This window comes from Prevotella sp. P5-92 (assembly GCF_002251245.1).
Taxonomy (GTDB): Bacteria; Bacteroidota; Bacteroidia; order Bacteroidales; family Bacteroidaceae; genus Prevotella.
In genome coordinates, this window is sequence record NZ_NPJG01000018.1 from 1 (window position 1) to 25572 (window position 25572).

General features: G+C 49.4%; 20 protein-coding genes. 11 read left to right on the forward strand and 9 right to left on the reverse strand.

What is annotated here, in order from left to right; translation table 11 throughout:
- Positions 1-174 precede the first annotated feature (174 nt).
- The 8 genes from CIK99_RS02280 to CIK99_RS02320 all read right to left on the reverse strand — a co-directional run bounded on the left by CIK99_RS02280 (position 175) and on the right by CIK99_RS02320 (position 9427).
- Positions 175-1614 (reverse strand): DUF6080 domain-containing protein, encoded by a 1440-nt coding sequence (locus tag CIK99_RS02280; protein ID WP_094379359.1) that lies wholly within the window; start codon positions 1612-1614, stop codon positions 175-177.
- 75 nt (positions 1615-1689) lie between these two features.
- A complete protein-coding gene (locus CIK99_RS02285) occupies positions 1690-2298 on the reverse strand; it encodes an HAD-IB family hydrolase (protein ID WP_094379361.1) in 609 nt (202 codons plus the stop codon).
- Positions 2299-2376: 78 nt separating this feature from the next.
- Complete coding sequence (locus CIK99_RS02290; RefSeq protein ID WP_094379363.1) at positions 2377-3240, reverse strand: decaprenyl-phosphate phosphoribosyltransferase; 864 nt, start codon at positions 3238-3240, stop codon at positions 2377-2379.
- Positions 3237-4280 carry an acyltransferase gene (locus CIK99_RS02295; protein ID WP_254047688.1) on the reverse strand — a complete coding sequence of 348 codons (1044 nt, stop codon included), beginning with the start codon at positions 4278-4280 and terminating at the stop codon, positions 3237-3239. Before CIK99_RS02295 ends, CIK99_RS02290 begins: the two co-directional genes overlap by 4 nt.
- A gap of 58 nt (positions 4281-4338) precedes the next feature.
- Complete coding sequence (locus CIK99_RS02300) at positions 4339-5382, reverse strand: acyltransferase (protein ID WP_254047689.1); 1044 nt, start codon at positions 5380-5382, stop codon at positions 4339-4341.
- Positions 5383-5505: 123 nt separating this feature from the next.
- Positions 5506-7956, reverse strand: a complete 2451-nt coding sequence (gene nadD / locus CIK99_RS02305) for a nicotinate (nicotinamide) nucleotide adenylyltransferase (protein WP_371590814.1) — start codon at positions 7954-7956, stop codon at positions 5506-5508.
- Between the two features lie 2 nt (positions 7957-7958).
- The gene (gene gmk / locus CIK99_RS02315; RefSeq protein ID WP_094379367.1) at positions 7959-8531 is read right to left on the reverse strand and encodes a guanylate kinase; all 573 of its coding nucleotides are present in this window, start codon (positions 8529-8531) and stop codon (positions 7959-7961) included.
- A 17-nt stretch (positions 8532-8548) separates the two neighbouring features.
- Entirely contained in the window at positions 8549-9427 is an 879-nt protein-coding gene (locus CIK99_RS02320) for a YicC/YloC family endoribonuclease (RefSeq protein ID WP_094379369.1), read from the reverse strand.
- Between the two features lie 167 nt (positions 9428-9594).
- On the opposite strand from CIK99_RS02320, the gene CIK99_RS02325 reads away from it, so the two are divergent.
- The 11 genes from CIK99_RS02325 to CIK99_RS02375 all read left to right on the forward strand — a co-directional run bounded on the left by CIK99_RS02325 (position 9595) and on the right by CIK99_RS02375 (position 23699).
- Complete coding sequence (locus tag CIK99_RS02325; protein WP_094379371.1) at positions 9595-11115, forward strand: 4Fe-4S binding protein; 1521 nt, start codon at positions 9595-9597, stop codon at positions 11113-11115.
- Positions 11116-11140: 25 nt separating this feature from the next.
- Positions 11141-12535, forward strand: coding sequence for an aldo/keto reductase (locus CIK99_RS02330; RefSeq protein WP_371590815.1), 1395 nt, complete (start codon positions 11141-11143; stop codon positions 12533-12535).
- A gap of 17 nt (positions 12536-12552) precedes the next feature.
- On the forward strand, positions 12553-12753 hold the full coding sequence (locus tag CIK99_RS02335) for a twin-arginine translocase TatA/TatE family subunit (RefSeq protein ID WP_094379375.1): 201 nt from the start codon (positions 12553-12555) through the stop codon (positions 12751-12753).
- Between the two features lie 11 nt (positions 12754-12764).
- Positions 12765-13538, forward strand: a complete 774-nt coding sequence (gene tatC / locus CIK99_RS02340) for a twin-arginine translocase subunit TatC (RefSeq protein ID WP_094379441.1) — start codon at positions 12765-12767, stop codon at positions 13536-13538.
- A gap of 280 nt (positions 13539-13818) precedes the next feature.
- Entirely contained in the window at positions 13819-16464 is a 2646-nt protein-coding gene (locus tag CIK99_RS02345) for a hypothetical protein (protein WP_094379377.1), read from the forward strand.
- Positions 16465-16497: 33 nt separating this feature from the next.
- Positions 16498-17619 (forward strand): OmpA family protein, encoded by a 1122-nt coding sequence (locus CIK99_RS02350; RefSeq protein ID WP_094379379.1) that lies wholly within the window; start codon positions 16498-16500, stop codon positions 17617-17619.
- A 97-nt stretch (positions 17620-17716) separates the two neighbouring features.
- Positions 17717-18904 (forward strand): hypothetical protein, encoded by a 1188-nt coding sequence (locus CIK99_RS02355; RefSeq protein ID WP_094379381.1) that lies wholly within the window; start codon positions 17717-17719, stop codon positions 18902-18904.
- Positions 18904-19308 carry a hypothetical protein gene (locus CIK99_RS02360; RefSeq protein ID WP_144007872.1) on the forward strand — a complete coding sequence of 135 codons (405 nt, stop codon included), beginning with the start codon at positions 18904-18906 and terminating at the stop codon, positions 19306-19308. The genes CIK99_RS02355 and CIK99_RS02360 overlap by 1 nt, the downstream gene beginning before the upstream one ends.
- Positions 19309-19473: 165 nt before the next feature.
- Complete coding sequence (locus CIK99_RS02365) at positions 19474-20505, forward strand: hypothetical protein (protein ID WP_144007873.1); 1032 nt, start codon at positions 19474-19476, stop codon at positions 20503-20505.
- Between the two features lie 258 nt (positions 20506-20763).
- Positions 20764-22830, forward strand: a complete 2067-nt coding sequence (locus CIK99_RS02370) for a TonB-dependent siderophore receptor (RefSeq protein WP_254047690.1) — start codon at positions 20764-20766, stop codon at positions 22828-22830.
- A gap of 56 nt (positions 22831-22886) precedes the next feature.
- Positions 22887-23699 (forward strand): DUF4249 family protein, encoded by an 813-nt coding sequence (locus tag CIK99_RS02375; RefSeq protein ID WP_094379387.1) that lies wholly within the window; start codon positions 22887-22889, stop codon positions 23697-23699.
- A gap of 7 nt (positions 23700-23706) precedes the next feature.
- Here the strand turns inward: CIK99_RS02375 and CIK99_RS02380 are convergent, their stop codons facing one another.
- Positions 23707-24735, reverse strand: coding sequence for a hypothetical protein (locus CIK99_RS02380; protein ID WP_094379389.1), 1029 nt, complete (start codon positions 24733-24735; stop codon positions 23707-23709).
- Positions 24736-25572: the final 837 nt, after the last annotated feature.

A 25572-nucleotide genomic window follows, 5' to 3' on the forward strand; every position in this document is an offset into this window, starting at 1 on the left:
CGCTTTATGGGGTAAGGGGATTTTGTGTCTGCGACATTTCTGTTGTGCAAGAAATATGTACAATAAAATGAATTTTGTCGCTTTGCAAGCAAAATCCCACTAAACCCTATAGGTTGCGGATTTGAGGTTTTATATAAAGGAGTGGAGGGCGCTTTTTAGGAGGCAGAGTCTTGCTTATCCACAGAAATACTCTGTCATCAGAATGAGATTGGTGACGTAGAAGACGATGGTGAGGAACAGTGTCGTCGCCCTTACCGCCACGAGCCAGCGGCCGTTGACCTTTCGCATGAGATAGGCTATGGAGATGGGAATGATGAAAATCCAGTGGCCGGTCATGATGTATGCCTCGTTCAGGCCGAAGCCCAAGATGACATGGATGAAGGCATCGAACGCAACCCCAGTGGCAACCATCAGAAAGAACCGGGAACGAAGGCCGCAGATGAATCCGGCAACAAACAGAAACACCACAAGGGCTTCCAAGGAGTAGGGCACCCAGTGGTTGTAGGTGACGATGACAGGGCGGTTGCGCAGAGTGTCGTGAAGCAGGTAGCGCGGATGAAGCTGTATGGACTCTCCGAAAATGTTTTCCACAACCGATTCCCACCGAGGTGTGCTGATATCAGTCCACTTCATAAATCCCTTGTCCTCTATGGGTTTCCCTTTGTGTGCGTTGTGTGGTTTCTTTTGGTTGGCGAGCCATATCTCGTGTTTGTGCACCTGCATCTGGTAGTTGAACACTTTCAGTATCTGTGCGCTGTCCTTTATCGATGTGGTGTCGCGGAATGCGGCGAGTCTTTTCTCGTAGTCTTTCTTTCCTTCTTTGATTTGTTTCTCTTTCGTCTTTTTCTGGTGAGGTACGGTGAAGGTGTTGTATTCCCAAGTGGCAAAGGCCCACATCAGCGAACAGGGTACGATAATGCCGAGCAAGATATATTTGACGCGGAAGAAGCGTTTTCCATTGACAAAAAAAGCGTCGATATATATTTTTACGCCGTTGCTCAGCGTGGTGCCTGCAGTGAAGAGGAAGAGAAGCCATGTCTGGCGGATGTTCAGCCGTCGTCCCCGTTGCATACATTTCCCGCTGACGTATATAGTCATCAGGAGCATGAACATCGACGGGCCGAAATGGTCGGGCACCATAAATGTCAGCAGCACATAGGCAAACGAGAAGAGCATGAACGCGAGAAGGGTCGAGTCGGTGCGTTGGAGTCCGATGATCTCGCGGCATATCCTGAAGATAAAGATAAAGCTATAGTAAGCGAAGAAAATCAAAGGTATCATCACAAGAATCTGAACAAGGTTCATGCCCGTGACTTCGGTGATGCCTTTGTTGAGCAGATAGAAGGGATACATGAAGAAAGCTAACAAGGGATGCCGGTAAGGGTCGTATGTGGCGTCCCAGATGGTCAGTATGGTGTATGTTATTGGGTCAAACCCCGACACTTGGAAGTTGCCCATAAACTGTTTCCAAACAGCTTTGCCCGTGAGGCTGAAGATGCCGAAATACTTGCTTACCGCCATGATATTGACGGCAATGAATAATGCCAATGCCACGAGCGAGGGGACGAGTTCCTCGCGTTTGATACGGAAGGTCTTGAGAAATTCTTTTATCATTGTCTAAAGATGTGGATTTCCTATAGATATGTATTATTTTAAAAATTTGTGTTATTATAAAGATATGTTTATTCCCTAAAGATGTGGATTCTTTGCAAAAGGCTGTCCTTTGAAGTAACTCACGTCGGCATATTCTAATAGTTCGCGGTCGCCACGGCTATCGCCATAAGCCACGAGGTTGTACGTGTCGCGTTCAGGAAAGAAGGCAGACAGTCTGGTTACTTTTTCACTGCCGTAGCAGTTGGGCGTGGCAAAACGTCCAGTAAGACTGCCGCCGGCTGTCTCCGCCTCTGTGCCAATGACCTTGATGTTTAGGCCATGAAAGAATGGCGCCACCCAGTTGGTGATGCTTGCACTTACCACCACCATGTCGGTCTTCTCCTTGTCTAATGTCTGCAAAAGACGCAGCATCTCTGGTCGGATGATGTGCCTGTTCTGTTCTGCATAAGCCTTGCAATGCCTGTTGAAAGTGACAAGATCCATGCCGCTGAAGAAATGGCTGAAGACGCGTTGCTTTGTCTTGCCGTTGTCGTAAAGTCCCAGGCGCATTAGCAAGAGCCACGGAAGGTTGGCGGCAAAGCCAAGCAGCATGCGTGTTGTGCCGAATACCGACGCAATAAATCCTATGAGCGTGTCGCGGTCGGTGATGGTGCCGTCGAAATCAAAGGCATATAATGTTTTCATTCTGTATTGTGAGGAAACGTTTAACAAGTGAATTGTTTCAATGTATCTTAATCGTCAATGGAATATTTTGTCAAAGACTTACAAGTATATTATTATTGCAAACGTAGCGAGCCATCCAATGACGACGAGTTGTATGAATCTGTCTTTTAGCACCAGCAACGTAGGATCGCCGCTTTTCCTGTCAATCACCGTGAGCTGTATGTAACGCAGCAATCCGATGATGACAAAGAAACTCGTCATGTAAAGGTTAGGACTTTGAAACCGTTCGATCACCTCGGGCGAGACGGTGTACATCACATAACAGACAAGCATGACAGAGGCGGTGATGGTGATGGCTTGATTGACAAATGTGAGGTTATATCTCGTGGTGCTCTTTCTTGGCGCTTCGCCCGTTTCGTTCATTATCAGCACGTCGTCGCGCCGTTTGGTGAAGGCGAGAAAGAGACACAGCAGGAATGTCATCATCACTATCCATCGGCTCAGAACGATATCAGATGCCACTCCGCCAGCCAAGATGCGCAGTACGAAACCCGTGGATAGCACACACACGTCGATGATGGCATATTGCTTAAGGCGTAGGCAATAGGCGACATTCATCATCAGGTAAATGGCTATGACGACAGCCAACACCTTATTATATATATAAGGCACGCCGAGTGCGACAACGGCCAGCACTGCAGCCAGAATGTAAGCCTCAGTCTTGCTGACCAGTCCGGCTGCGATAGGTCGGTGGCATTTCTTCTCGTGCCGCCTATCCGCCTCCACGTCAATGATGTCGTTTAGACAATATATGGTAGATGCAGCCATGCAGAAAGCGAAGAACGCGATGGCTGAGGCTATCCAGTCGGCAGCATCAAAGAGGCTGCCTCCGAAGAATAGCGGGATAAAGACAAACGTGTTCTTTACCCATTGGTGAGGACGGAGAATCTTTATTATATTCATACTTTAATCCTTTTTACTATTGCCTTCTCAATGGCTTTGTGCAAGAGCCATGCGAGAGGCAGTGTGATGACAAGTGTTAGAATGGTGGTGAGCCAATAGCCAAGATCATAGGGCCTGATATATTTCAGCACAAACTCCACGTGGATTAGATAGAACTCCAAGCTGATGGTACCGACAAACGCCAACGCTTTTATAATCAAGGCAGGCAGAATGTCAAACATCTTGCACATCAAGAGCGAGAGCGTGATGGAAAGAGGAATATATACCATGCGTTCCATAAACAGCGGAAAACGTCCGCGCAATCCGCCCTCAAGTATGGTGCATATCCATGCGCTGAGCAAGAGGAGGATGATGACAAGTCCCCAAGCCGTGGCGTTGTCTTTGCGTTTCCCCCTTACCCATTGTCCCATGTTTATTCCTATCAGGAAGATGGGTATGCGGCTGAAGAATATCTCTAAATGGCGTAGCGCCGCCCACAAGTCGCTGTCATAGCGCATGAGTATGCAGAATAGTATGGCTACAATTGGCAGCCACGTCCATGCGCGGTCGCGCGAGATGAGTGTCATATATGCCGGAGCTATGGTGTAAAGAGCCATGATGGCTGGTATGTACCAGAAATGTAGTTCGTTGTAGATGGTCCAGAAGCCGTAGTAAAACGAGATGTTGAGCAATGTGTCGGTCAGCGACATCTTTTCTGAGAGGAAAAGAGGCACGAAGTACAGGCATGCAATGATGAACCATGCCGGATAGACTCTGATATAACGGCGTAAGAAAAACTGTTTCAGTGTAGGTCTTTTCTGCCATGCGAACCACAGCCCCATTCCGCTGAGGAAGAGAAAGATGTCAACGCCTATATTGCCGCATCTGCTAAGGCAGTAGGCGAAGGTCTCATTGTGCGGTCCGCCTACATGAAACATCAGTATGATGATCATGGCAAAGCCCATCAGCTCCCCTCTGTATCGACTGAGGTCAGCCCAATGTATGTCGTTTTTCTTCTCTTCCGAAGTATCCATTGCAGCGTTGTCTTGTTTGTTACACATGATTTTTCTCTTAGTTAAAGTCCCAGATTCGGTATCTGTTCTTATTCGTTTCCCTTGCCTAAAGCTTCGGACTCGGAATCCGTTCTGTCACCAGTGTGGTCAGCCATGCGAGTGCGATGGTCGATATGACGTATAATAACAGTCCGTCATAGACGTCGCCGTGACGTGAGATAGGGATGAATATTTTTCTCAACACGGGATGAATGACAAACATTGCCGCCGAGATGGAACCTATCCATATCAGTCTGTCGTTGATGAAGCGTGGCAACGCCTTGACGAGACAGATAGATGCGAACACCACGGCCAGCGGAACCCAAAGCCATGTATGGAAGGAGAAGCAGCCTGCCACTACCGCTATCGTGAGTAATAGGCAGCGCAAGAGCCAATGCCAACGCGAGATTTGCTCTTTTCCCGCAGAAGAGAAACGAGCTATGAGCAGTCCGGCGCCGAACGGTAGCATCCCGCCGATACAGTTGTAACGGATATAGTTGAGCGTGTCGCCTTCGGGGTCGCACATCGCTTGTATTAGCCAGCACACGCCGATGGCTCCTGCCGTGTAGCCCCAATGTCGGCGGAATAGCAGCAGGCTGTAGATGATATATAGCTGCATCATCAGTCCGAAGAACCAGTAAGGTCCGGGCCATATTACATTGTTGGGCTCAGGCATCAGGTTGGCACACATTCCGAAGAGAGCCAGCACGTTTTCAGCAGGATATTTATAGGGACCTATCGTCATAAAGTCGATAATGACGAATGCTACAAATCCAGGCACCATCATGCGCAAGAGCTTTAGGTAGTGGAAGCGGGCAAAGTTCATTGCCGGTGGAGTCTGCGATGAGGCTTGCTCATATTTCAATGTAAGTCCGAAACCGCTGAGGAAGAGGAATACGGGCACGCCATAATGGCCGAAATACGACAACAGCTGTATGGGCAGCATCTCATCGATGCCTCCGGCAATATAGTCAGCCAGCTGTTGGCTGCGCGAGAAGCGGAACTTATACTCATTCTCTTTTATTGCAAAGCTCAGCCAATGGCAGTAGTTGTGGAGCATGATGCCGAGAATGGCAAGTCCACGTAGCGCGTTGCATTCCGCGCGTGACAATAAGACATTATTTTTCAATTCTCTTTCTTTTATATTATGATGCCGACATCTTATGACATCAGCTTCTTTTTGAGTTATGCTACAGACTTCTTTTCAAGTTATGCTACCATCATACTCTTAATCTTATTTTTCTTCTATCAACTTGTTGTAATCCACCTGTCCCTTCAGTATTCGCGGTCTTTGGGCATTGTAGTCGTCTTCCAGCGGACAATAGTCGCTGCGATAGTCAGGACAGCTGATGCCAGCCAAGTAAAGCAACAAGTGCGAGATGTTGTCGGTCATAAACGGCAGATGGCTTGCCGCCTTTATCCTTCGCATCACGTCGGGATGCGCCTTCCTGTATTTCTTTGATGTCCATATCCAGAAAGGCACCTCAAACTCCTCGTGTGCCAGTCGATAGTCAACGACCGCCGAGTGTAGTCTTCCGTATAGCGGCTGTCCGTTGCCGAACGCCTCTTCGCCGTGGTCCGACATGTGTACAACGACCACTTCCTCGTCTTCCATCCTCTTCAGCAGTTCGTCGATGATATAGTCGTTGTAAAGCGTTGCGTTGTCGTAGTCGGCAAGTATCATCTTGTTTTTGTGGCTCAACGCCGGCCATGCGTAATCTTTGGCATGATAGCGTTTGAAGTTCTTTGGATAGCGGTAGCCGTAAGTGGTATGTTGTCCCATGAGGTGCAGTATCGTCAGTTTGTTGTTGCCATTGACGTTGGGGTTGGGTATAGAGTCTTTCAGTCGGTCGTATTCTATTATCACGCCGCCGTCGAGTTTGTGCAGCTTCTGGTTTCTCACGTCAAACTGCGCCTCGCTGAGGTGCGGGTTGTTGAGGAAGAAGCCTCCGCTGAAGTCATATACCGCTTCTTTTGCCTGAGGCAGAAACTGGTTGGTGATGAAGGTGACGTTGTAGCCAGCCTTCCTGAACAGTTCGGGAAACAGCGGGTAGTCACACCATTCGCCGCTGTCGCCGACGGCATGGAGCGAGAAGATGTTTTTGAACACGAAGCTCGTGAGGTTCCAGCACGACACCACGTCGTCAAACACCACCATCTCTCCTTTTTTCGTGCGCTCAAGTTGTAGCGGCGTCGTCTCGCGGTCGTAACCGTAAAGCTGCGAGTGGTGTTTGTTATAGCTCTCGCCGATTATCAATACTATATGCGGACTGCGGAAGGAGCACGAGTCCACCCTTACTCGTCCTGTGCCTTCGATGAGTTTGTCGAGCTGTTTTGATGCCAACTGGTTGGCGTAGATGCTGAATGCCAGTCGGTAGATAGGCAGATAGAGTGTGGCGCGGTCTTTCCTTGTCAGTTCGTGTTCCACCTCGCCGATATTGTCGTACGACAGCAGTCGTGCCGTTGCTTCTTTGTTTGCTGAGGTCTCTATCCATCCGTTGATCAGCATCCAGATGGACAGTGCTCCGAGTATTCCTCCTGCCGCGGCACCAATGCTCACCTTTGCCTTTTCCGAAGGCGACATCTTCTTGTACATCCGCCCCCATCGTCCTGTTAGCTTGTGTCTAACGGCGGGATGCGTCGTGTGTCGTGAAAGCAGCAGGGCGCATGCTATATGCGCGGCGAGTATGCCGACGAGTATGCCTAATGGTGACGCAAACATATCCCAATCGAAGTAAGCGCTGAAGAAGTTTTTAGCCTCGTCGCTGTTTGTCTCACCTACGAGGAGCAGCATCGTCGGTGTGAGTGTCGATTTGAATTTCACGAAACAATACATGTCAACTATCGATACCGTGTATAGAATGACATACATTGCCGACCGTATCCAGTTGCGTATCTTCCTCGGAATGAACGAGAGGATGAGGCACACGGCATAAAGGTCAAAAAATAGTTCTATGGTAGTTAGTGGATAAGGTTTCGCACCTTTCATCTTTGGCACTTCGAGCATACAGCATGTGTAGCCCACGAGAAACATGAAGATGAAGAAGCAAGCGTTGACCTTGATAGGGACGAACGCCTTCGACAGCAGTCTCATGCCTTTGTTCCAGAGCGAGAGGCCGCGTGCTGCCTTTGGCTGCAGCTTCTCTGCCACGCAAGGCGGCACAAGAGGGCTGATGTCCTCGCCTTCGGCAAGGCGTCGTCTCACTTCCGTGCTGCTCACGTCATATAGCGGAGTGTCAACGATTCTCACCCTTGGCGGCAGGTTGGTGTTGTCGATAGAAGAGCCTGGACGTGGATATACGACGACGTCATATTCCTCGACTATCTTGTCGTTGTCGCGCCATTGTGAGAAGTGTTCCCAGTTGTCGCCGCCAATCAGCAGCGAGAACGTGTCGTCGGGATAAGCCTTAGAGAGAGCCTTCAGCGTGTCGTAGGTATAGGACGGGCGTGGCATGGAGAACTCGAAGTCGGATACTTTTATCCGGCTTTCTCCCACTAATGCCTTTGTGGCGAGTTCCAACCTGAGGCTTTCGTCTGTCAGTAGCTCTTCGTCCTTCAGCGGGTTCTGTGGCGACACCATCAGCCAGACCTCGTCGAGCTGAGCCTCTTCGAGCAGGTGGTGTGCCAGTGCTATGTGTCCGTTGTGTATAGGGTTGAACGAACCTCCAAGGATGCCTATTCTCATATTTATCTGTTAATGAATTCAGAAACGATAGCCAATGTGTCGGTCTTGGCTTTCTCCAAGTCGTCGTTTATCACTATGCGGTCAAAGTCCTTGGCAAAGCCCAATTCGTATTCCGCACGTGCTATGCGCTGGTCTATCACTTCGGGCGCGTCGGTGGCTCGTGCTTCAAGTCGTCGGCGTAGCTCTTCCACCGATGGCGGTTGTATGAATACGCTGAGCGCCTTGTCGCCATAGTGTCGTTTGATGTTGCATCCGCCTTTCACGTCCACGTCAAACACCACGTTCTGTCCGTCAGCCGTCTGGTTATCCACCTGCGACTTCAGCGTGCCGTAGAATCTGTCGGTATAAACCTCTTCATATTCGAGAAACTCGTCGTTGTCTATCTTCGCTCTGAACTCTTCGGGAGTGAGGAAAAAGTATTCTACTCCGTTTTGTTCCGTGCCGCGTGGTTGTCGGCTTGTACATGAGATAGAGAAGGCGAGGTTCAGTTCCTTGTGTTCGGTCATGAGCCAATTGATTATTGTGCTCTTGCCTGTGCCCGACGGGGCGGAGAAGATTATCAGTTTACCTTTCATTTCTTTGTTCTCTTATTTTACAATGCGTTGAGCACCTGTTCTTTTATCTGCTCCAGTTCGTCTTTCATCTTCACCACGATATTTTGCATTTCGGCGTTATTGCTTTTCGAGCCTGTGGTGTTTATCTCCCTTCCCATTTCCTGTGCTATGAATCCGAGTTTCTTGCCTATTCCGTGCTCGTCTTCGTTCATTGTCTCGCGGAAGTAGTTCAGGTGGTTTGTCAGTCGTTGTTTTTCCTCGCTGATGTCCAGCTTCTCGATGTAGTATATCAGTTCCTGTTCAAGTCGGTTCTTGTCATATTCCACCTCGGGTATGCTTGCCAATCCGTCGATGATGCGTTGGCGTATCTTTTCCACTCTCGACTTCTCGTATGGTTCGATTTCAGCCAGCAGTTTTTCGATATTGTCAATCTTCTCCTCGAACTTCCTTTGCAGGGCGGCACCTTCCTGTCGGCGGAATGCCAAGAGCTGTTCCAGTGCGTTGTCTATGCATTGTCTTACCCTGGCCCATTCCTCGTCGGTCAGTTCCTCTATCTCCGTCCTTGTCATCACGTCAGGCATGCGCAGAATGGTGGCGAAGATGTCTTGTGGCTGTGGAATGCCGGTGGTGGCTACAATGTCGCATATCTGTTTATAGTAGGCTTTCATCAGCTCCTTGTTTATCGGCGTGGCGTCAGACGCCGCGTTTTTCTCCGTCCAGATGGCGAAATCCACCTTCCCTCGTTCCAGCGTCTTGGCTATAGCCTGACGTATTTCTATTTCCTTCTCTCTGTAGAGAGGGCAGATACGTGTGGAGAGGTCGAGGGTTTTGCTGTTGAGCGATTTCACCTCCACGTTGATCTTTTTGTCTCCAAAAGCCACTACAGCTTTGCCGTAGCCTGTCATTGATTGTATCATATCTTGCGAATTATATTGTTTTTGGGTGCAAAGTTACTAAAAATTAGAGAAGATAATGGTATGAATTGCCAAAAAGTAGAGCGTTGGGGCTACTTTTTTTTGCTTTTGTGTGTGTTATTTGAAAAAAACGTGTAATTTTGCACGATAATAATTATTTATTGGTCATTATGCTGAGAAAAATCCGACTCGTTATTGCGGCGTTCTTCTTCGTGGCGGTAACTCTTTTGTTCCTCGATTTCACGGGGATGGCACACAAGTGGCTTGCATGGACTGCCTCTATTCAGTTCTTGCCTGCCTTGTTGGCTGTCAATGTCTTGGTGTTGCTATTCCTCGTTGCCCTTACCTTGCTTTTGGGACGTGTCTATTGTTCCGTGATATGTCCGTTGGGCGTGATGCAGGACATCATCGCTTGGTTTGGAGGCATGGGCAAGAAGCGTCGCATGCGTTATAGCTACTCACCCGAGCGCCGTTGGCTGCGACGGTCAGTGTTAGTGGCGTTTGTCATTATGTTTCTTGGCGGCTTGGGTTCGTGGGCTTCCATTGTTGCTCCTTATAGTTCCTACGGACGCATAGCGTCAAATCTTTTCGCTCCTGTCTATCGCTTGGGCAACAATGTGCTTGCCTCTGCGGCAGAGCGTCTCGACAGTTATGCCTTTTACGAGACCGACGTGTGGATGAAGTCCATGCCCACGTTTGTGGTGGCCGTGGTCTCGTTAGTCGTCCTCTTTGTTCTTGCATGGCGTGGCGGCCGCACCTATTGCAACACCATCTGTCCTGTAGGCACCATCTTGGGTTTCCTTTCCCGTTATTCATATTTCAAGATCCACATTGACGAGACGAAGTGCAACAAGTGTGGACTTTGTTCTAAGAAGTGCAAGGCATCCTGCATCGACGGCAAGCACCATCTTATCGACTATAGCCGATGCGTGATGTGTATGAACTGTATCGACAATTGCAAGCACGGGGCGATTCATCTCGTGGCTCGCAAGAAAGATGCTGATGATAATTACGCAACGAAACATACTGATAATCACGCTACTGCAAAGTCTGCTGGGGTTGATGAGACACGTAGGGCCTTTGTCACTTCTTCTACTGTGCTCGCCGCCACGGCGGTTGTCGAGGCACAGACTAAGAAGGTGGATGGCGGCTTGGCGGTGATTGAGGAAAAGGTGGCGCCCAAGCGTTCCACCCGCATCCTGCCTCCCGGCGCGTTCAGCATGAGGCATTTCTCGCACCATTGTACCACCTGCCAGCTGTGTGTGTCAGCCTGCCCCAATGGCGTGCTCCGTCCCTCTTCCGACCTGCGCCACTTTATGTTGCCCGAGATGTCGTACGAACGAGGCTATTGTCGTCTGGAATGTACCCGCTGTGCCGATGTGTGTCCCACCAATGCCATCAAGCCCATCACTCGCGAGGAGAAGTCATCTACCAGGATAGGCCATGCCGTGTGGATCAAGAAAAACTGTCTGCCCGTGGCGAAAGGAGTGAGCTGTGGCAACTGCGCCCGCCATTGTCCTTCGGGAGCCATACAGATGGTGCCCATTGACGCCAACGACGAGGAGTCGATAAAGATACCCGTGGTTAACACCGAGCGTTGCATAGGCTGTGGTGCCTGCGAGAACCTGTGTCCTTCGCGGCCTTTCAGCGCGATCTACGTCGAGGGACATGAACGGCAGAGCACGTTTTGAAATTAGAAATATAAAAATACAGACAATGAAAGATATAACAAGACGCGAATTTTTGAAGACCTTGGGCGTGGCTGGAGCTGCCGTTGCAGGGCTGTCGTCATGCCTCGGCAAGAAGGAGGAGAAGACGACGGGAACGTCTGTAGAAGGAGAAATACCCACCGATAAGATGACGATGCGTGTGTGTCACTCCACGGGCGACAAGGTGTCGCTGCTCGGCTATGGCATGATGCGTCTGCCCCATCGTCCCGTGCCCGACAAGGAAGATGAGGAAGAGATAGATCAAGAGGCTGTCAATGAGCTCGTTGACTATGCTATCGCCCATGGCGTGAACTATTTCGACACGTCGCCCGCCTATTGCCGCGGCTTCTCCGAGAGATCCACGGGCATCGCCCTGAAACGGCATCCGCGCGAGAAATATTTCGTCGCCACCAAACTGTCAAACTTCGACCCGTCAACATGGAGTCGCGAAGGGTCGATGGAGATCTACCGCGCCTCATTTCGCGAACTGCAGGTTGACTATATCGACTATATGCTGCTCCATGCCGTGGGCGGCGGAAAGGACAGCATGGAGGAACTGCACAATCGCTATATCGACAACGGAATGCTCGACTTCCTGCTCGAAGAACGTAAGGCAGGCAGGATTCGCAATCTCGGCTTCTCCTATCACGGCGACATAAAGATCTTCGACTATCTCCTTGCCGAGAACGACAAGTATCATTGGGATTTCGTGCAGATACAGATGAACTATCTCGACTGGAAACATGCCAAAGCCACCAACCCCTTCAACACCGATGCGGAATATCTCTACGAGGAGCTTAAGAAACGAAATATCCCCGCCATCATTATGGAACCGCTGCTCGGCGGCCGACTGGCCAAAGTGCCTGACTTCATTGTGGCTCGGCTGAAGCAGCGCGACCCGGAACGTAGCGTGGCGTCGTGGGCTTTCCGCTTTGCTGGCACCTATCCCAATGTGCTCACCGTGCTCAGCGGAATGACGCTGATGGAACATCTTCAGGACAACCTCCGATCCTATTGTCCACTCGATCCTCTCAGCGACGACGACATAGAATTCCTTCAGGACGTGGCAAACGACATGGCGGGACTAAACACCATCCCGTGTAACGACTGCCAGTATTGCATGCCGTGTCCCTACGGAATAGACATCCCCGCCATCCTCACTCATTACAACAAATGCGTCAACGAGGGCAACGTGCCTCACGAGGCACAAGACGACGAGTACAGGAGAGCCCGACGTGCCTTCCTTGTGAGCTACGACCGCGCCATCCCCAAGCTCCGTCAGGCCAGCCACTGCATAGGCTGTGGAGAGTGTATGTCGCACTGTCCGCAACGCATCAAGATCCCCGACGAGCTGCATCGCATCGACCGCATGGTTGAGGAACTTAAACAAAACATATCGTAACACATAACACCTTGAATATGAATACAATCTCTTTTATTGGAGGCATAGGCTTCCAGGAAGTGCTGCTCATAGCCATCGTCGTCCTGCTCTTCTTCGGAGGAAAGAAAATCCCCGAACTCATGAACGGCCTCGGACGAGGCGTGAAGTCGTTTAAGGAAGGAATGAACGGCATAGAGGAAAAAGATTCGTCGGCTGACACGGTAAAGAAAGAGGAATAGTGGATGGCTCGATGTCTTTCTGGGATCATCTCGAAGTGTTGAGAGGCGTCGTCATAAAGGTCATCGCCGTCGTCGTCGTGTGTGGCGTCGTAGCGTTCCTGTTCAAGATGCCCGTCTTCGACATGGTGCTCGCTCCTAAGGAAGCTGACTTTGTCACTTATAGGCTTCTGCACCGCGTATCTTCGCTCTGCGGCGAGGATATGGAGCCGTTCTACGTCCAGCTTGTCAGCACTGGACTGGCGCAGCAGTTTGTCATCCATGTGAAGACGGCGTTGTGTGTGGGCGCCATCTGCGCCTCGCCTTATGTGGTCTATCAGCTGTTTCGCTTTGTCTCGCCTGCCCTTTACGAGCGTGAGCGTCACTATGCGGTGCGCATTGTCGCTTCTGGCTATCTGATGTTCCTCTTGGGTGCGGCGGTAAGCTATTTCCTCGTCTTCCCGCTCACGTTCCGCTTCCTCGGCACCTATCAGGTGAGCGGCGAAGTGTCAAACATGATCACTCTCGACTCGTATATCAGCACGCTGATGACCATGACGCTCTCCATGGGCATAGTGTTCGAGATTCCCGTGGTGGCATGGCTGTTGGCCCATGCCGGACTGCTCTCGTCGTCGTTCATGCGCCGCTATCGTCGTCATGCCATCGTGGCTATCCTCGTTGTCGCAGCCGTCATCACTCCCACGTCCGACGTGTTTACCTTGCTCGTCGTGTCAATGCCGATGTATGTGCTGTACGAGCTGAGCATCTGGTTAGTAAAATCAACAGCCGAGAGCCGTAAAACATCATGAACTACAACACCATCAGAGTCTTTATATAAAATATTCCTATATATATATAATAAGGTGTAAGCTCGTTTTTCGCAATATCTATATCAAGAAAATAGAAAAAAGTTGGACTTTTTTTAAAAAAAAGCAAGAAAAACTTTGTCGGTAATATAAAAAACATTAACTTTGTGGCGGATTATAGACTAGAGTCAACTCGTGCGTTATGAAAATCTTTTTAATGAGAGATGTGCGTATGTACGTGTTACATAGAATAATAAGTAGTATAAACATAATATTAAGTAAAATGAAAAGAAGAATTATCAATGGTTTCCTCATGGCGACACTGCTCGTTGGCGCCGTGGGAACAACTGTGTCTTGTAAGGACACTGATGAGGATGCAATTGCCGATCTTCGCGGCCAGTTGCAGAGAGAGAATGCTTCTCTTAAGGAAGTTCTTGAGGCTCAGATCAAGGGACTCCAGAGCCAGGTTTCTGTTCTCGAGTCAGCCAAGGCTGCATGCGAGTCAGAGCTCGCTGACGTTAAGACTCGTCTTGCAGCAGTAGAGAAGGCTATTAAAGAATCTAACTATCTTACAAAGGAAGAAGCTGACAAGTACTATGTAAAGATCGAGGCTTATCTCGAGAAGATAACTGAACTCGAAACTGCTATCCGTAAGCTCGACGGCGTTCTCGGCGATATTCGTAATCTGCAGGAGAAGGATATCGACCTCGAACGTCAGATCAACGACGTTAACATCATTGCCGCTCAGGCTGCCGCTGACGCTCAAGAGGCTCTCCGCCTTGCCAGAGCCAGTGAGTTGAGACTCAACAATCTTGAGACTACTGTTGGCGCAATGTCTGACTTCGCTCAGAGAATCACCGATCTTGAGACTGCTGTTGCTGGATTCAATAGCTTTATCACTACATGGACTCCTGCGCTCACTCAGCTGATACAGGACGTTGCCACAGCTAAGTCAAACGCAGAAACAGCAAAGAACAAGGCAGATGAACTTGAACGTCAGCTTAACGCACACATTCAGGCTTGCGGTGGCTCTTCACCTGTTGACCTCCAGCCACTGTGGGATAAGGTCAACGAACTCCGTGCAGATCTTGACAAACTCGAAAAGAAAGTAGATGACAACCTCATTGCCGCTAAGCGCTTCACCACCGACGCTATCGACGCACTGAAGGGCGCAGGCTTCACCTATTCTACTCTCGGCGCTTTCCAGAGGGCATTCGAGCAGTATTGCACTGACAACGGAAACAGACTTGATAAAATTGAGGCTGATGTAGCTAAGATCAAGGCTCAGGTAGCAGCTCTCAACCAGAGCATGGCAGATCAGGTTACTGGTATAATCATCCAGGGCACTGTAAACCCAGTTCTCGGCTACATGAACCTGCCGTTCGACACGCGTTCTACTATGCTCGCTGCATTCTGTGGTGAGAATGGTGGCACAGCTGTTAAGTTCCCTTCTGTAAGCCCAAGTGCTTATGTTAGCGGCGACCAAGTTGTTAACGATTGGGAGATCGACAACCTGCTTGCTTCTTTCAACCCATTGGCTATCGCTGGAGCTAACGAGCGCGTTTACGACTTCGATCCAGACGACAAGGAGAAGGGTGCTTATGCAGGTACACTCTACGTGACTGTTAACCCAAATACTGTTGACTTCACAGGAAAGAAACTGACTCTCGAGAATAGCGTAGCAGAGCAGTCGCCAATGACTCTGTCTCCTCTGCAGCCATCAGACTATAAGCTCTCGTTCGGCTGGACACGTGCTGGCAACAACAATGGCTTCTATGAGGCTAAGGCTTATGTTAAGGAAGCTGACATCCCAAGCCTCAGCGCTCGTGTTGACATGGACGCTATCAAGGATGTGGCTAAGGATGTGCTCGACAATAAGAATGGTGTAAACCTCACACAGATGGCTACCACCATTTATTCTACACTCTCTGACGTTCTCGATGCTTACGCAGTGAAGGCTTCTTATCCTTCATACACTATCGATGAAAACAACAATGTCGTAGAAAAGCAGGAGAACAACATCTTCTCTAACTACAACCTCGCGCTGACCACTATCAAGCCTCTGTCTTATAGATTCAGCACTAACGGTTTGCCTACTGGCGTGCTCTCTAAGCGCATTGCTACCATTGGCAACATCACCATCGAGTTCAATCAGAACATAAATGTAGATGTTAACGTTACAGGTACAACTTCTGTTCCAGTGACCGGTACTGTAACTATTCCTGCACAGAATGTTAGCGATGGTCATGGCGGTACAATTACTATCCCTGCACAGAATGCTGTATTCAATACAACTGTAGAGCTGAGAGATATTCTTGAGGATTATGCTGACGACATCGCAGGTTCTATGGAGAGCCAGGTTAACAACATGATTGCCAACCTCCAGAATCAGGTTAATGGCAAGCTCAACGAGTACACAGCTAAGGCCAACAACTACATCAACAAGGTTAACAAAGTATTGGATCGCTTCGAGGGATTCGTGAAGAACATCGACTCTAAGCTCCAGCCAGTGCTCCTCTTCGTCAACAACGGCAAATACGCCCGTATCAACGATGCTTACCTCGTTCCTACCAAGCTCCAGCTCGCAGGTTCAGGTCAGAGCGCGGTTACACTCGTTGCCACTTCATACACTGGTGAGCTCCTCGCTCCTGCTTGTAAGAAGCTCGTTGCTGTTACAAACGTTATCCGCTATGAGGGTGGCGTGAAGAAGACAGCTCAGAACGGCGACGCTAAGTGTATGGAAGCACTCAACTATGTAAACAGCAATGGTGGCGGCATGCTCGGAAAGGTTGTTTCTGGCTCAGTACGCGACTTCCCATTCGTTGTAAAGGCTGACTATGCAGACTACATCTTCGAGGTATCTTACTTCGCAGTTGACTTCTCAGGTGTCAACAGCCGTGTTAAGTCTTACATCCAGCCAGTACGCTAATTTTGATAACAATAATTTGAAAATACGAAAGTAATGAAAATCAAACAGACGATAATGGCTTGTCTCCTGTCTGCGGTATGCCTCTCGGCATCCGCACAGGAGCCTCAGGCTAAGACAGAATATGTCTTCAATCCTCACTGGTATGTGCAGATCCAGCCCCTCGGCATCCAGCACACCCTCGGTGAATTGGATTTTGGAAAATTAAACAGCTACAATGCTCAGATTGGTGTAGGTTATAACTTCAGCCCGGTTCTTGGAGCTCGCCTGGCCGTCAACGCATGGCAAAGCAAAGCCGGCTCGGAGTTTGATGACGCAACTTTCGAGTGGAAATGGAAGTATGTCGCTCCTATGGTTGACGTGACAGTAAACATGTCAAACCTCCTCTGCGGCTATAATCCTACACGTCTGTTCAACTTCGGCATCTTTGCAGGTATCGGCGCCAACATAGCCTTCTCTAACGACGAGGCAAAGGCTGCCAATGCCGCCATCGCACAGTATCAGAATTTCTCTGATGGCTATCAGCCTCTGCGTTATCTCTGGTACGACTCGAAGACAAACTTCGCCGCTCAGGCCGGTGTGACAGCCGACTTCCGTCTTAGCGATGCCGTAAGCCTCGGTCTTGAGGTCAACGCTAATACTCTTAGCGACCACTTCAACTCAAAGAAGGCTGGCAACGCCGACTGGTATTTCAACGCCCTCGCTGGCGTGAAGGTCAACCTCGGCAAGACCTACACCACTCGTACCGTTGCTCCTGCCGCTCAGGTAGTTGAGCCACAGGTAGTGGAGAAGGTAGTAGAAAAGGTTGTCGAGAAGGAAGCACCTGCAGCTGTTCAGCCTATCCGCCGCGACGTGTTCTTCACCATTCGCAGCACCTCTATCACCAACGTAGAGCGCCAGAAGGTGCGCGAGATTGCCGAGTACATGAAGGCTAATCCAAACTCACGCGTCAGCGTGACCGGATATGCTGACAAGGGTACTGGTAACGAGCGTATCAACAAGGACCTCTCTGAGCATCGTGCAAAGGTGGTTGCAGGTATGTTGGTTAAGGACTATAACATTTCCGCTTCTCGCATTGACATCGATTTCAAGGGCGATACCGTGCAGCCATACGCTGAGAATGATCTCAACCGTGTGACTATCTGTATCGCACAATAATATCGAAACATTATCAAAACAACACTAAATGGGCTGCACTATTTTCTTGACTACAAGGAAAGGTGCAGCCTTTTTTACTTTATAAAAACCCAATATTATGAAGAAAGTATTACTCACAGTATTCGCAGCAGCCGCTGTCACCACCGCCAATGCACAGGTTACCGACGGATATTATCGCGTTGAGAACGACGATATCCAACAGTGCATCTACTTCAAGTCAAAGACCCCACAGGACATAGACTATGCCAAGGGCGAATATCCCTTGGATAATATCCGTGGTTGCGTTAATCAGGAAAGACTCAAGTCGCTCTATTCCTCAGTATTGAAGATCACCGTTCTTGATGTAAAGGGAGGCGGCGCTGCTTACGAGATTGATATGGAAGGACAAGGCGTTAGCGCAAAGACCATTGCCGGAAACGCAAAGTTCTATATCGAGAAGGCTGACGGCGACCTGTTCTACGCCACCGCTACAGCTACTGTCAACGGCGTGGCGGCACAGAAGTATCTCACGGCAAGTAAAACTCGTGATGAAGACACTTACGAATGGTTGGATGGTGTTGTAAAGACAGGAAAGATAAGCGACAGCGGTTCGAAATGGAGATTGAAGCGTGTTGACGAGGCTGACAACTTTATCGGAGTGGCTCCACGTCTGGAGCACAATGGCGCTTATTACGATGCCTTGGCCGTCTATTTCCCCGTACATTTCGTTTCCTCTGACATCAAAGTCTATGCCATCAACACCATAAAGAAACTCTCTGACGGTAAGGCGTACGCCATCTACAAGGAAGTCACATCAGACCTTCCCGTCGGCACACCAGTCATCCTGAAGTGCGCTTCAGCCAATCCCTCCGACAATAAGATGCAGCTCAACGGCATCGCTCCTGAGGCTATTACCACACCTAACGTTCTCCGTGCAGCTTACCGCTCTTGTGAAGAGACCAAGATTGTCGATAAGGTTGATAACACTGCCACCGTGCGTATGCTCGGCGTGACCAGCGAAGGCAAACTCGGCTTCGTCTATAACAGCACGGCTTCAGTCCTGCCTGTCAACACCGCCTATCTCGAAGTGCCAAGCGACTTCCCTAACGAGTTGACTCTCGTTACTTCTGAAGAGTATAACGAAATCACCGCTGGCATCGATGGAGTAACAATCAACGATGCTGCCGCAAGCGCAAAGAATCGTGGCGTGTATAATGTTGCCGGCCAGAAGGTGGCTGACACGAACGACTTCGACAGCCTTCCTTCAGGACTTTATATCGTTGACGGTCAACAGCGTGTGAAGTAATGAGGAAGTTCCTTCTTTTTGTCTTACCATTGTTAGTTTTCTTGGCATGTGGCAGCGACGACGACATTCATCCCGCCGATATCGCCGTGGGAGAATGGCACATCACGAAGTATGAGATAAAGCCTGAGACCGACATCGAGCTCTTATATACCCGAGTGGTGTTTGCCGCCGACATGTCGTTCCGCCTCTATGCCAAGGAAACTAAGTGGGACGACGACGACTATGTCGCCTATTCCGGTCAATACGAAATAGGCGACGCTTATGTTCGCCTCGAGTACGACGAGGACGGACGCCGCCAAAGGCTACTCGCCGAGATTATGAGTTGTACCGCCACCTCGTTAGTATGGCATTACAAAGACTCAGACCAAGACATCGAGGTGACGCTGTGGTTAGAGAAAAAGTGAGAGAGTTAATAAAACTTAATTTTTCACTTGATTTATATCATTATTAAACAATAATCACTATCTTTGCATACAAATATAGTTCACCTACTGTCAATACGCCCCAACAGGAAAGTGGATTAGGAAATGAATAATGAACGGGGCGAAACTAACAAAAAACATCATATTATGAAAAAGTTATTGCTAAACCTTCTTCTCGTACTAGGTGTCGTTGGATTCTCCGCATGTTCAGTAAGCGACAATCCTGTAGATCCAACTCCAACACCAGGTGGACCAAGCCTTCTTGAAAAGTATTATTTCAGCATCGTTGACGCAACTTATGTTGATGCTGCCATGCCTACACCAACCATCACATCTGGTATCGGAGGCATCACCATGAACGGACAGGCTATTGCCGGTGGCTCAAACATCGTTACCATCACCACTCAGACGGAATATGAGAAGTTCTTCGTAGGTGTAAAGAATGTGAACGGTTATTGGGAAGTGGCTCCTGTAGCCGAGGGTAATGGCGCAGCAAACAGCGCTGTAAAGACCGATAATGGCTATCTCATCCCAATCCTCTATAGCGTTCTCTTCGACACTAACGTCACCATCCTTGTCAGCGCAAAGACAAAGTCTGGCGAATATACAAAGATCACCGAGTTCCCAATCTCTTTCGTTGAGACAAAGAGCGGCGACCTCGAGATTAACCTCAGCTTCAACAACGAGAAGGACATCGACCTCCATCTCTATACACCATCAGGAAAACACATCTACTTCGGCGACCGTGGCGGATCTGTTAACACATCTGAAGGTATTGTAGAATTTGGTCTCGACAAGGACTCAAACGCAGGTTGTAATATTGACGGACTGAACAACGAGAACATTTTCATCCCTGAAATCCTTGTGGAAGATGGTGAATATATCGTTCAGGTTGACATGTGGTCAAACTGCGATCGCTCTATTGCCACATCATGGGCAGTGCTCGCACGCTACAACAAGGAACTTCTCAACAACGTGGTTGAGGGCTACGGCAATCCTGCCATCGGTGAATATCCTGTAGGAGCAGGCAATGGCGACCACACCACAGTAATGAAGTTTACCATCAACAGAAGCAATAGGGCTAAGCCAGCCGGACAGTTCGTTAACTGGAACTCCTTCAAGCCATATCCTATCGACGATATCGCAAGCATGAAGGTAGAGGAAGAGTCTTGGAGATAATCCTTTCAAGTTGACAAGTTGAATGTTCAGTTGACGAGTTGACAAGTTGAATGTTCAGTTGACGAGTTGATACTGCAGTTGCTGCCGTTGTAGGGTCTTACTTTATGTAAGACCGCCCGCCTATCGCCGCCGCTATACCGCCGCGTCTCCTCGGCAACAACTTGTATTGACACTTCAAATATTGAATAAAATAATCAATAATTAGACGAAATCCGTCCCTGCCATGCAGCAGGGACGGATTATTCGTGTAACACGACAATGAATATCATTTCATCACTTTTAACGCTATTGTCTCTCAACGGCATGCCTGCCGACACCGTCGTCACACGCAACGACACCATACGTGAGATAGTCGTCACGGCACAGTCGCCGCGACAGCGAGTCAGCGACGTGCAGGTGGGTGCCGAACAGCTCGAACTCGACGACCTGAGAATCACGCCAGCGCTGTTTGGCGAAAACGACATCATGAGGTCTATACAACTGTTGGCAGGCGTTAAGAGTGAAAGCGAGGCATCGAGCAGTTTTCAAGTACGTGGCGGCACATCCGTACAAAATCAAGTGCTCTATGACGACGCCCCTGTATATAATGTAGGCCATTTGGCAGGATTGTTCTCTGCCTTCAACGACGCTTCTCTCTCCGCGGCTACACTATATAAAGGAATGATACCGGCCGCCTTCGGCGGAGCATCTTCTGCTGTGCTCGACGTCAACGCAAAGAGCGGCAACCGCGACGCTTGGCACGGCGGCGGCACCATCGGACTGCTTGCTGCCAAAGCCTCAATAGACGGACCCTTCGACGGCGGTCGCGGCTCTGTCCTCGTGGCTGCTCGTAGGTCGTATCTCGACCTCTTCATGAAACTCATCCCCGACTTCAAGGACAACACCCTCAACTTCCACGACATCAACGCCAAGGTGGATTATGTCCTTGGCAGCCGCGACAGGGTCAGCCTTACCTTCTTCACCGGCTACGACAACATACGCCTCGAGGACATGATGGGAATGAAATGGACCAACCTCGCCTCCACACTGCGGTGGACACACCGCACAGGCACACACTCACACTCGCAGACCTCGCTCTACTATTCCGGATATAATACCGAAAACGGCATCGACCTGCTCGGCATGGAGCAGTCTTTCACGGGACATATCCGTCAGGTGGGACTCCGACAGAACTTCCATATCCAGACAGGCTCACACATTGTAGAGACGGGACTGCAGACGACGCTGCTCGACGTGAAGTCGGCTGAATGGCAGATCGTGAACAACCATCAGAAAGAGAAACGCCGCAGCTGGGACAACAACATCTGGATAAACGCCAACCTCAACTTCGGCCAGTGGCTGAAACTCGCGGCAGGACTGCGCCTCGACTCCTACAGCGCACTTGGCGGCACAATGTATTACGGCATCGACGAGGAAGGGGAGATAATCCGGTTGTATAAGAAAAAGAGCAACGAGATCGTCAAGACATGGGTCAACCTCGAACCGCGACTTAGCGCCACGCTCCTTCTCTCGCCCTCCGTCAGCATCAAGGCAGGATATACACGCACCACACAGAACATCCACGCTCTGCGCAACCAGAGCCTCTCCACACCCTTCGACCGCTATGCCCTCACGAGCAATATCCTCAAGCCTGAGATAGCCGATCAGATCAGTGCCGGCGTCTTCGCCGTCACGCCCGACGAGATGTACGACATGTCTATTGAGGCTTATTGGCGCACCATCAGCAATGTGGCTGACTACCGCGACGGAAAGACGTTCAGTTCCGAGATTGAGATCGAAAGACTCATCCTTGCAGGAAAAGGTCGTGGATATGGTATCGAGACAAGCATAAGGAAAAACAAAGGCCGCCTCACGGGATGGCTCTCTTACACCCTCGCGTGGTCGAAGACGAGGATCGACGGCATCAACGGTGGCCGATGGTACGATGCCAACAACGACCGCCGCCACGACATTAACATCGTCTGCATGTACCAGGCAAGCAAGAGATGGAAGGTGGCTGCCACATGGGTATATAACTCCGGACAGGCTTTCACCGCCCCATACGGCAAATATGAGATTATCGACAACTGGGTGTATTACTATCCCGAACGCAACAGCTACCGCGCGCCGGCTTACCACCGCATGGACCTCAGCGCCACATGGAGCAAACGCACGCCGAAGACTGGCACACTGAGCCAATGGACGTTCAGCATCTATAACGCTTATAACCGCTACAATGCACTGCTCATCGACTTCGAGGACAGCAGCGACGGCGCACGCACCAAGGCAAAGCAATACAGTCTCTTCGGCATACTGCCGTCTGTGGCATACTCGGTATATTTCTGATTTCCTCCCCCGTCAGGCATCCTTCCCGATGGGCATCAATATTTCAAAAAGGCATTATGAAGAGAAAAAACATCATATCACTCCTGACCCTCTCGTGGGCAATCACCTGTCTTACCGCCTGCACCAAGGATCTCGACCTCGACTTCAAGGAGGCTGAGCCGCTCTATGTGGTGGAAGCGGAACTCGACAACCAGCGCACGCGCATCGCCGTCAACAAGACGAGAGCAATGAACTCGAGCGAGGCGAAGACTGGCGTTGACGGGGCTGTCATTACCATCAGCGGCTCCAACGGCTCCCTGCAGACCCTCACGCGCAGCGTCAACGGCATCTACTCTTCCACCGGCAAGGGAAAGGCTGGTGTGAGATACGACATCGTCGTCGAGGTCGAAGGACAACGCTTCACCTCGTCGTCGGTCATGCAACGCACGCCCGTCATCAAGTCGCTACGCTTCGTGTGGAAGAAGATGTTGTCAACGAGGATGCTCTTCGCCGATCTGCGTTTCGACGACTTCTGCCACGAGACAAACTATTTCTTCATGCATCTCTATCGCAATGGGGTAGGCTACCGTTGGGCTGTGCTCAAGGATAATGTAAACTCCAACGGCGAACTGCAGCAGCTCTTCAACTGCATGACCGAGGACACCGACGACGGTGACGACGACAAGCTCCTCGACGGCGACAACGTGAGGATGGAGCTGCGGGCCATCGACAAAGCCTCTTACGACTATCTCCACTCCCTCCAGCAGATGGGGCACGTGGCGTCAAACCCCATCGCCAACTTCTCAGGGGGCTGTCTCGGCTATTTCTCCGCCTACGGCAAGGCCACCCGCTCCCTCGTATTCAGCTATGCAGACGTGGAAGAAGAGTAAGCAGCGTTTAGAAGATACGTTTCGTCAGCTTGAGGTTGATGACAGGATAAACGCAGAACTTGTTCATGAGATCCACATAGCTCTTCACGTCGCCTCGTGCTATGATCACATCCTTTGAGAGGTTTGTGCCGTCGTGGGTAATCAAGTCGGGCTTGCCGCCCCAGAACATCACACCGCAGTCGAACGAGATATAATACTCGTCGCTCTTCTTCGATATGCGTCCGCCGTAGCCGAAGCCCAAGTACGGCTTAAAGCTGTTCACCTTCATCGTGGCTTTCACCATGCCGTCGGCATCAGGTTCCATGAAGTAAGTCTTACGTATGGGGTTGCCGTCGGCGTCTTTCATGATGTTGCCGTCGCTGTCGGTCTTGTATTGATTGGCAAATTCGCCGACTAATATTCCCATCCTTCCGTATTGTATCAGTTGTTCGCCTATGCCCTCCCACGGGCTGAGGTAGATGTCGCCGTATATAGGTTCGCGGTTCAGCACCTTGTCGTAGATATTGTTATACAGGTTCACACCCATCAGCGTCTGCATCTCCTCCGTGGAGTTATAAGCCTTCGCAATGTCCGACGGACCGAAATAAAATCCTGTGGTAAGGTGCCAGCTCTTGTTTCTGAACGGCCTCACATCCACCAGCAGGTGCCAGTTGTGGAATGTCGGTTCGCCTATCATCCTCACGTTGTCGTCCACCGTCATTCCCGTCACCTCTTCCAGCCTTTTGGCCAGTCGGTCGAATTTCGTCTCCACCCTGTTGCCGTTCTCGTCCCATTTGCTCTCAGCTTCCTCGCCCACCTGAATGGCGAAGTCCATGTTGTGATGGAACTTCGGTACAAACGAGTATCCAGCCCTGACGCTAAACATGTCAGAGATCGGTGTGGCCAGTTCTATGCCTAATCCAGTTGTACCCGTTGTGATGTTAAGATCCAGATGTTTGAATGGCTTGACACTGACGATGGTGTCGCTCTGTGCCATAGCGCCGTTGGCGATAATCAGTAGTGCAGTTAAGCACAATGTCTTTATCATCTTTTTCATTTTCATCTTTTGTTTGCTATGTTTAGCCTTTATATCGATATAATTTACTATTCTTTTCTCAGTTATTATTATATTGTCGCAACACTATCGTCGCATGTCGTCGCCGTCACTTATGTCGCCATCTTTGTCGTAGCGAAATACAAAAATACCATTAGCATACAACACGACTGCGCAAAGGTACAAAAAAAATCCGATATTCCCCCTCATTTCCCTCATTTTTAAAAGTTTTTTCACAATTTTGCATGTCGAAAGTCACATTCAAATGATAGTAATACTACATTAAAAGCATTACGTTCTCGTTGTGGTATAAGCATAGCTATTGGTACGGTCGTACCACAACTGGTGTCACGACCGTACCATAACTATGGAACACTCGTGTCGCTAACTGTGGTACTGTCGTGTCACAAGAGTATTCAGTTGATATCTTTGTAGTTTATCTATTTAAGTTGTGGTTCAACTATTTAATTTTACAACTTATCGTCTTATTTATATTACAGGTTGCCAAGTTAATTTAATATCTATTTTTAAAAGAGTCAATCCCCACTACAGCTGCTTCTGTGGGTGTGGGAAACTCTTATTATATTATTTGCCGGAATAAATAGTTTAGTTTAGGTTATGGATATATTAAATGCAAATAAACTAAACCGTACCGAGTTCTATCCACTTTATACTGTTATCTTTCTCTTTTGGACGGCAATTGTATCTCCATTATTAGTTCTATGCTTGTTTTTTTTGCTCTTAAATTCGCTATAAATACGAATTTGGAGATAAATTTATATAAAAATTACATTTTTTTTGAGAAAATGTTTGCTTGATAAAATAAAAAGAGTAATTTTG

Coding starts and splice junctions, on each gene's coding strand:
- CIK99_RS02280 (WP_094379359.1), bottom strand. CDS start 1,614: ATGATAAAAGAATTTCTCAAGACCTTCCGTATCAAACGCGAGGAACTC.
- CIK99_RS02285 (WP_094379361.1), bottom strand. CDS start 2,298: ATGAAAACATTATATGCCTTTGATTTCGACGGCACCATCACCGACCGC.
- CIK99_RS02290 (WP_094379363.1), bottom strand. CDS start 3,240: ATGAATATAATAAAGATTCTCCGTCCTCACCAATGGGTAAAGAACACG.
- CIK99_RS02295 (WP_254047688.1), bottom strand. CDS start 4,280: ATGTGTAACAAACAAGACAACGCTGCAATGGATACTTCGGAAGAGAAG.
- nadD (WP_371590814.1), bottom strand. CDS start 7,956: ATGAGAATAGGCATCCTTGGAGGTTCGTTCAACCCTATACACAACGGA.
- gmk (WP_094379367.1), bottom strand. CDS start 8,531: ATGAAAGGTAAACTGATAATCTTCTCCGCCCCGTCGGGCACAGGCAAG.
- CIK99_RS02320 (WP_094379369.1), bottom strand. CDS start 9,427: ATGATACAATCAATGACAGGCTACGGCAAAGCTGTAGTGGCTTTTGGA.
- CIK99_RS02325 (WP_094379371.1), top strand. CDS start 9,595: ATGCTGAGAAAAATCCGACTCGTTATTGCGGCGTTCTTCTTCGTGGCG.
- CIK99_RS02330 (WP_371590815.1), top strand. CDS start 11,141: ATGAAAGATATAACAAGACGCGAATTTTTGAAGACCTTGGGCGTGGCT.
- CIK99_RS02335 (WP_094379375.1), top strand. CDS start 12,553: ATGAATACAATCTCTTTTATTGGAGGCATAGGCTTCCAGGAAGTGCTG.
- tatC (WP_094379441.1), top strand. CDS start 12,765: ATGTCTTTCTGGGATCATCTCGAAGTGTTGAGAGGCGTCGTCATAAAG.
- CIK99_RS02345 (WP_094379377.1), top strand. CDS start 13,819: ATGAAAAGAAGAATTATCAATGGTTTCCTCATGGCGACACTGCTCGTT.
- CIK99_RS02350 (WP_094379379.1), top strand. CDS start 16,498: ATGAAAATCAAACAGACGATAATGGCTTGTCTCCTGTCTGCGGTATGC.
- CIK99_RS02355 (WP_094379381.1), top strand. CDS start 17,717: ATGAAGAAAGTATTACTCACAGTATTCGCAGCAGCCGCTGTCACCACC.
- CIK99_RS02360 (WP_144007872.1), top strand. CDS start 18,904: ATGAGGAAGTTCCTTCTTTTTGTCTTACCATTGTTAGTTTTCTTGGCA.
- CIK99_RS02365 (WP_144007873.1), top strand. CDS start 19,474: ATGAAAAAGTTATTGCTAAACCTTCTTCTCGTACTAGGTGTCGTTGGA.
- CIK99_RS02370 (WP_254047690.1), top strand. CDS start 20,764: ATGAATATCATTTCATCACTTTTAACGCTATTGTCTCTCAACGGCATG.
- CIK99_RS02375 (WP_094379387.1), top strand. CDS start 22,887: ATGAAGAGAAAAAACATCATATCACTCCTGACCCTCTCGTGGGCAATC.
- CIK99_RS02380 (WP_094379389.1), bottom strand. CDS start 24,735: ATGAAAAAGATGATAAAGACATTGTGCTTAACTGCACTACTGATTATC.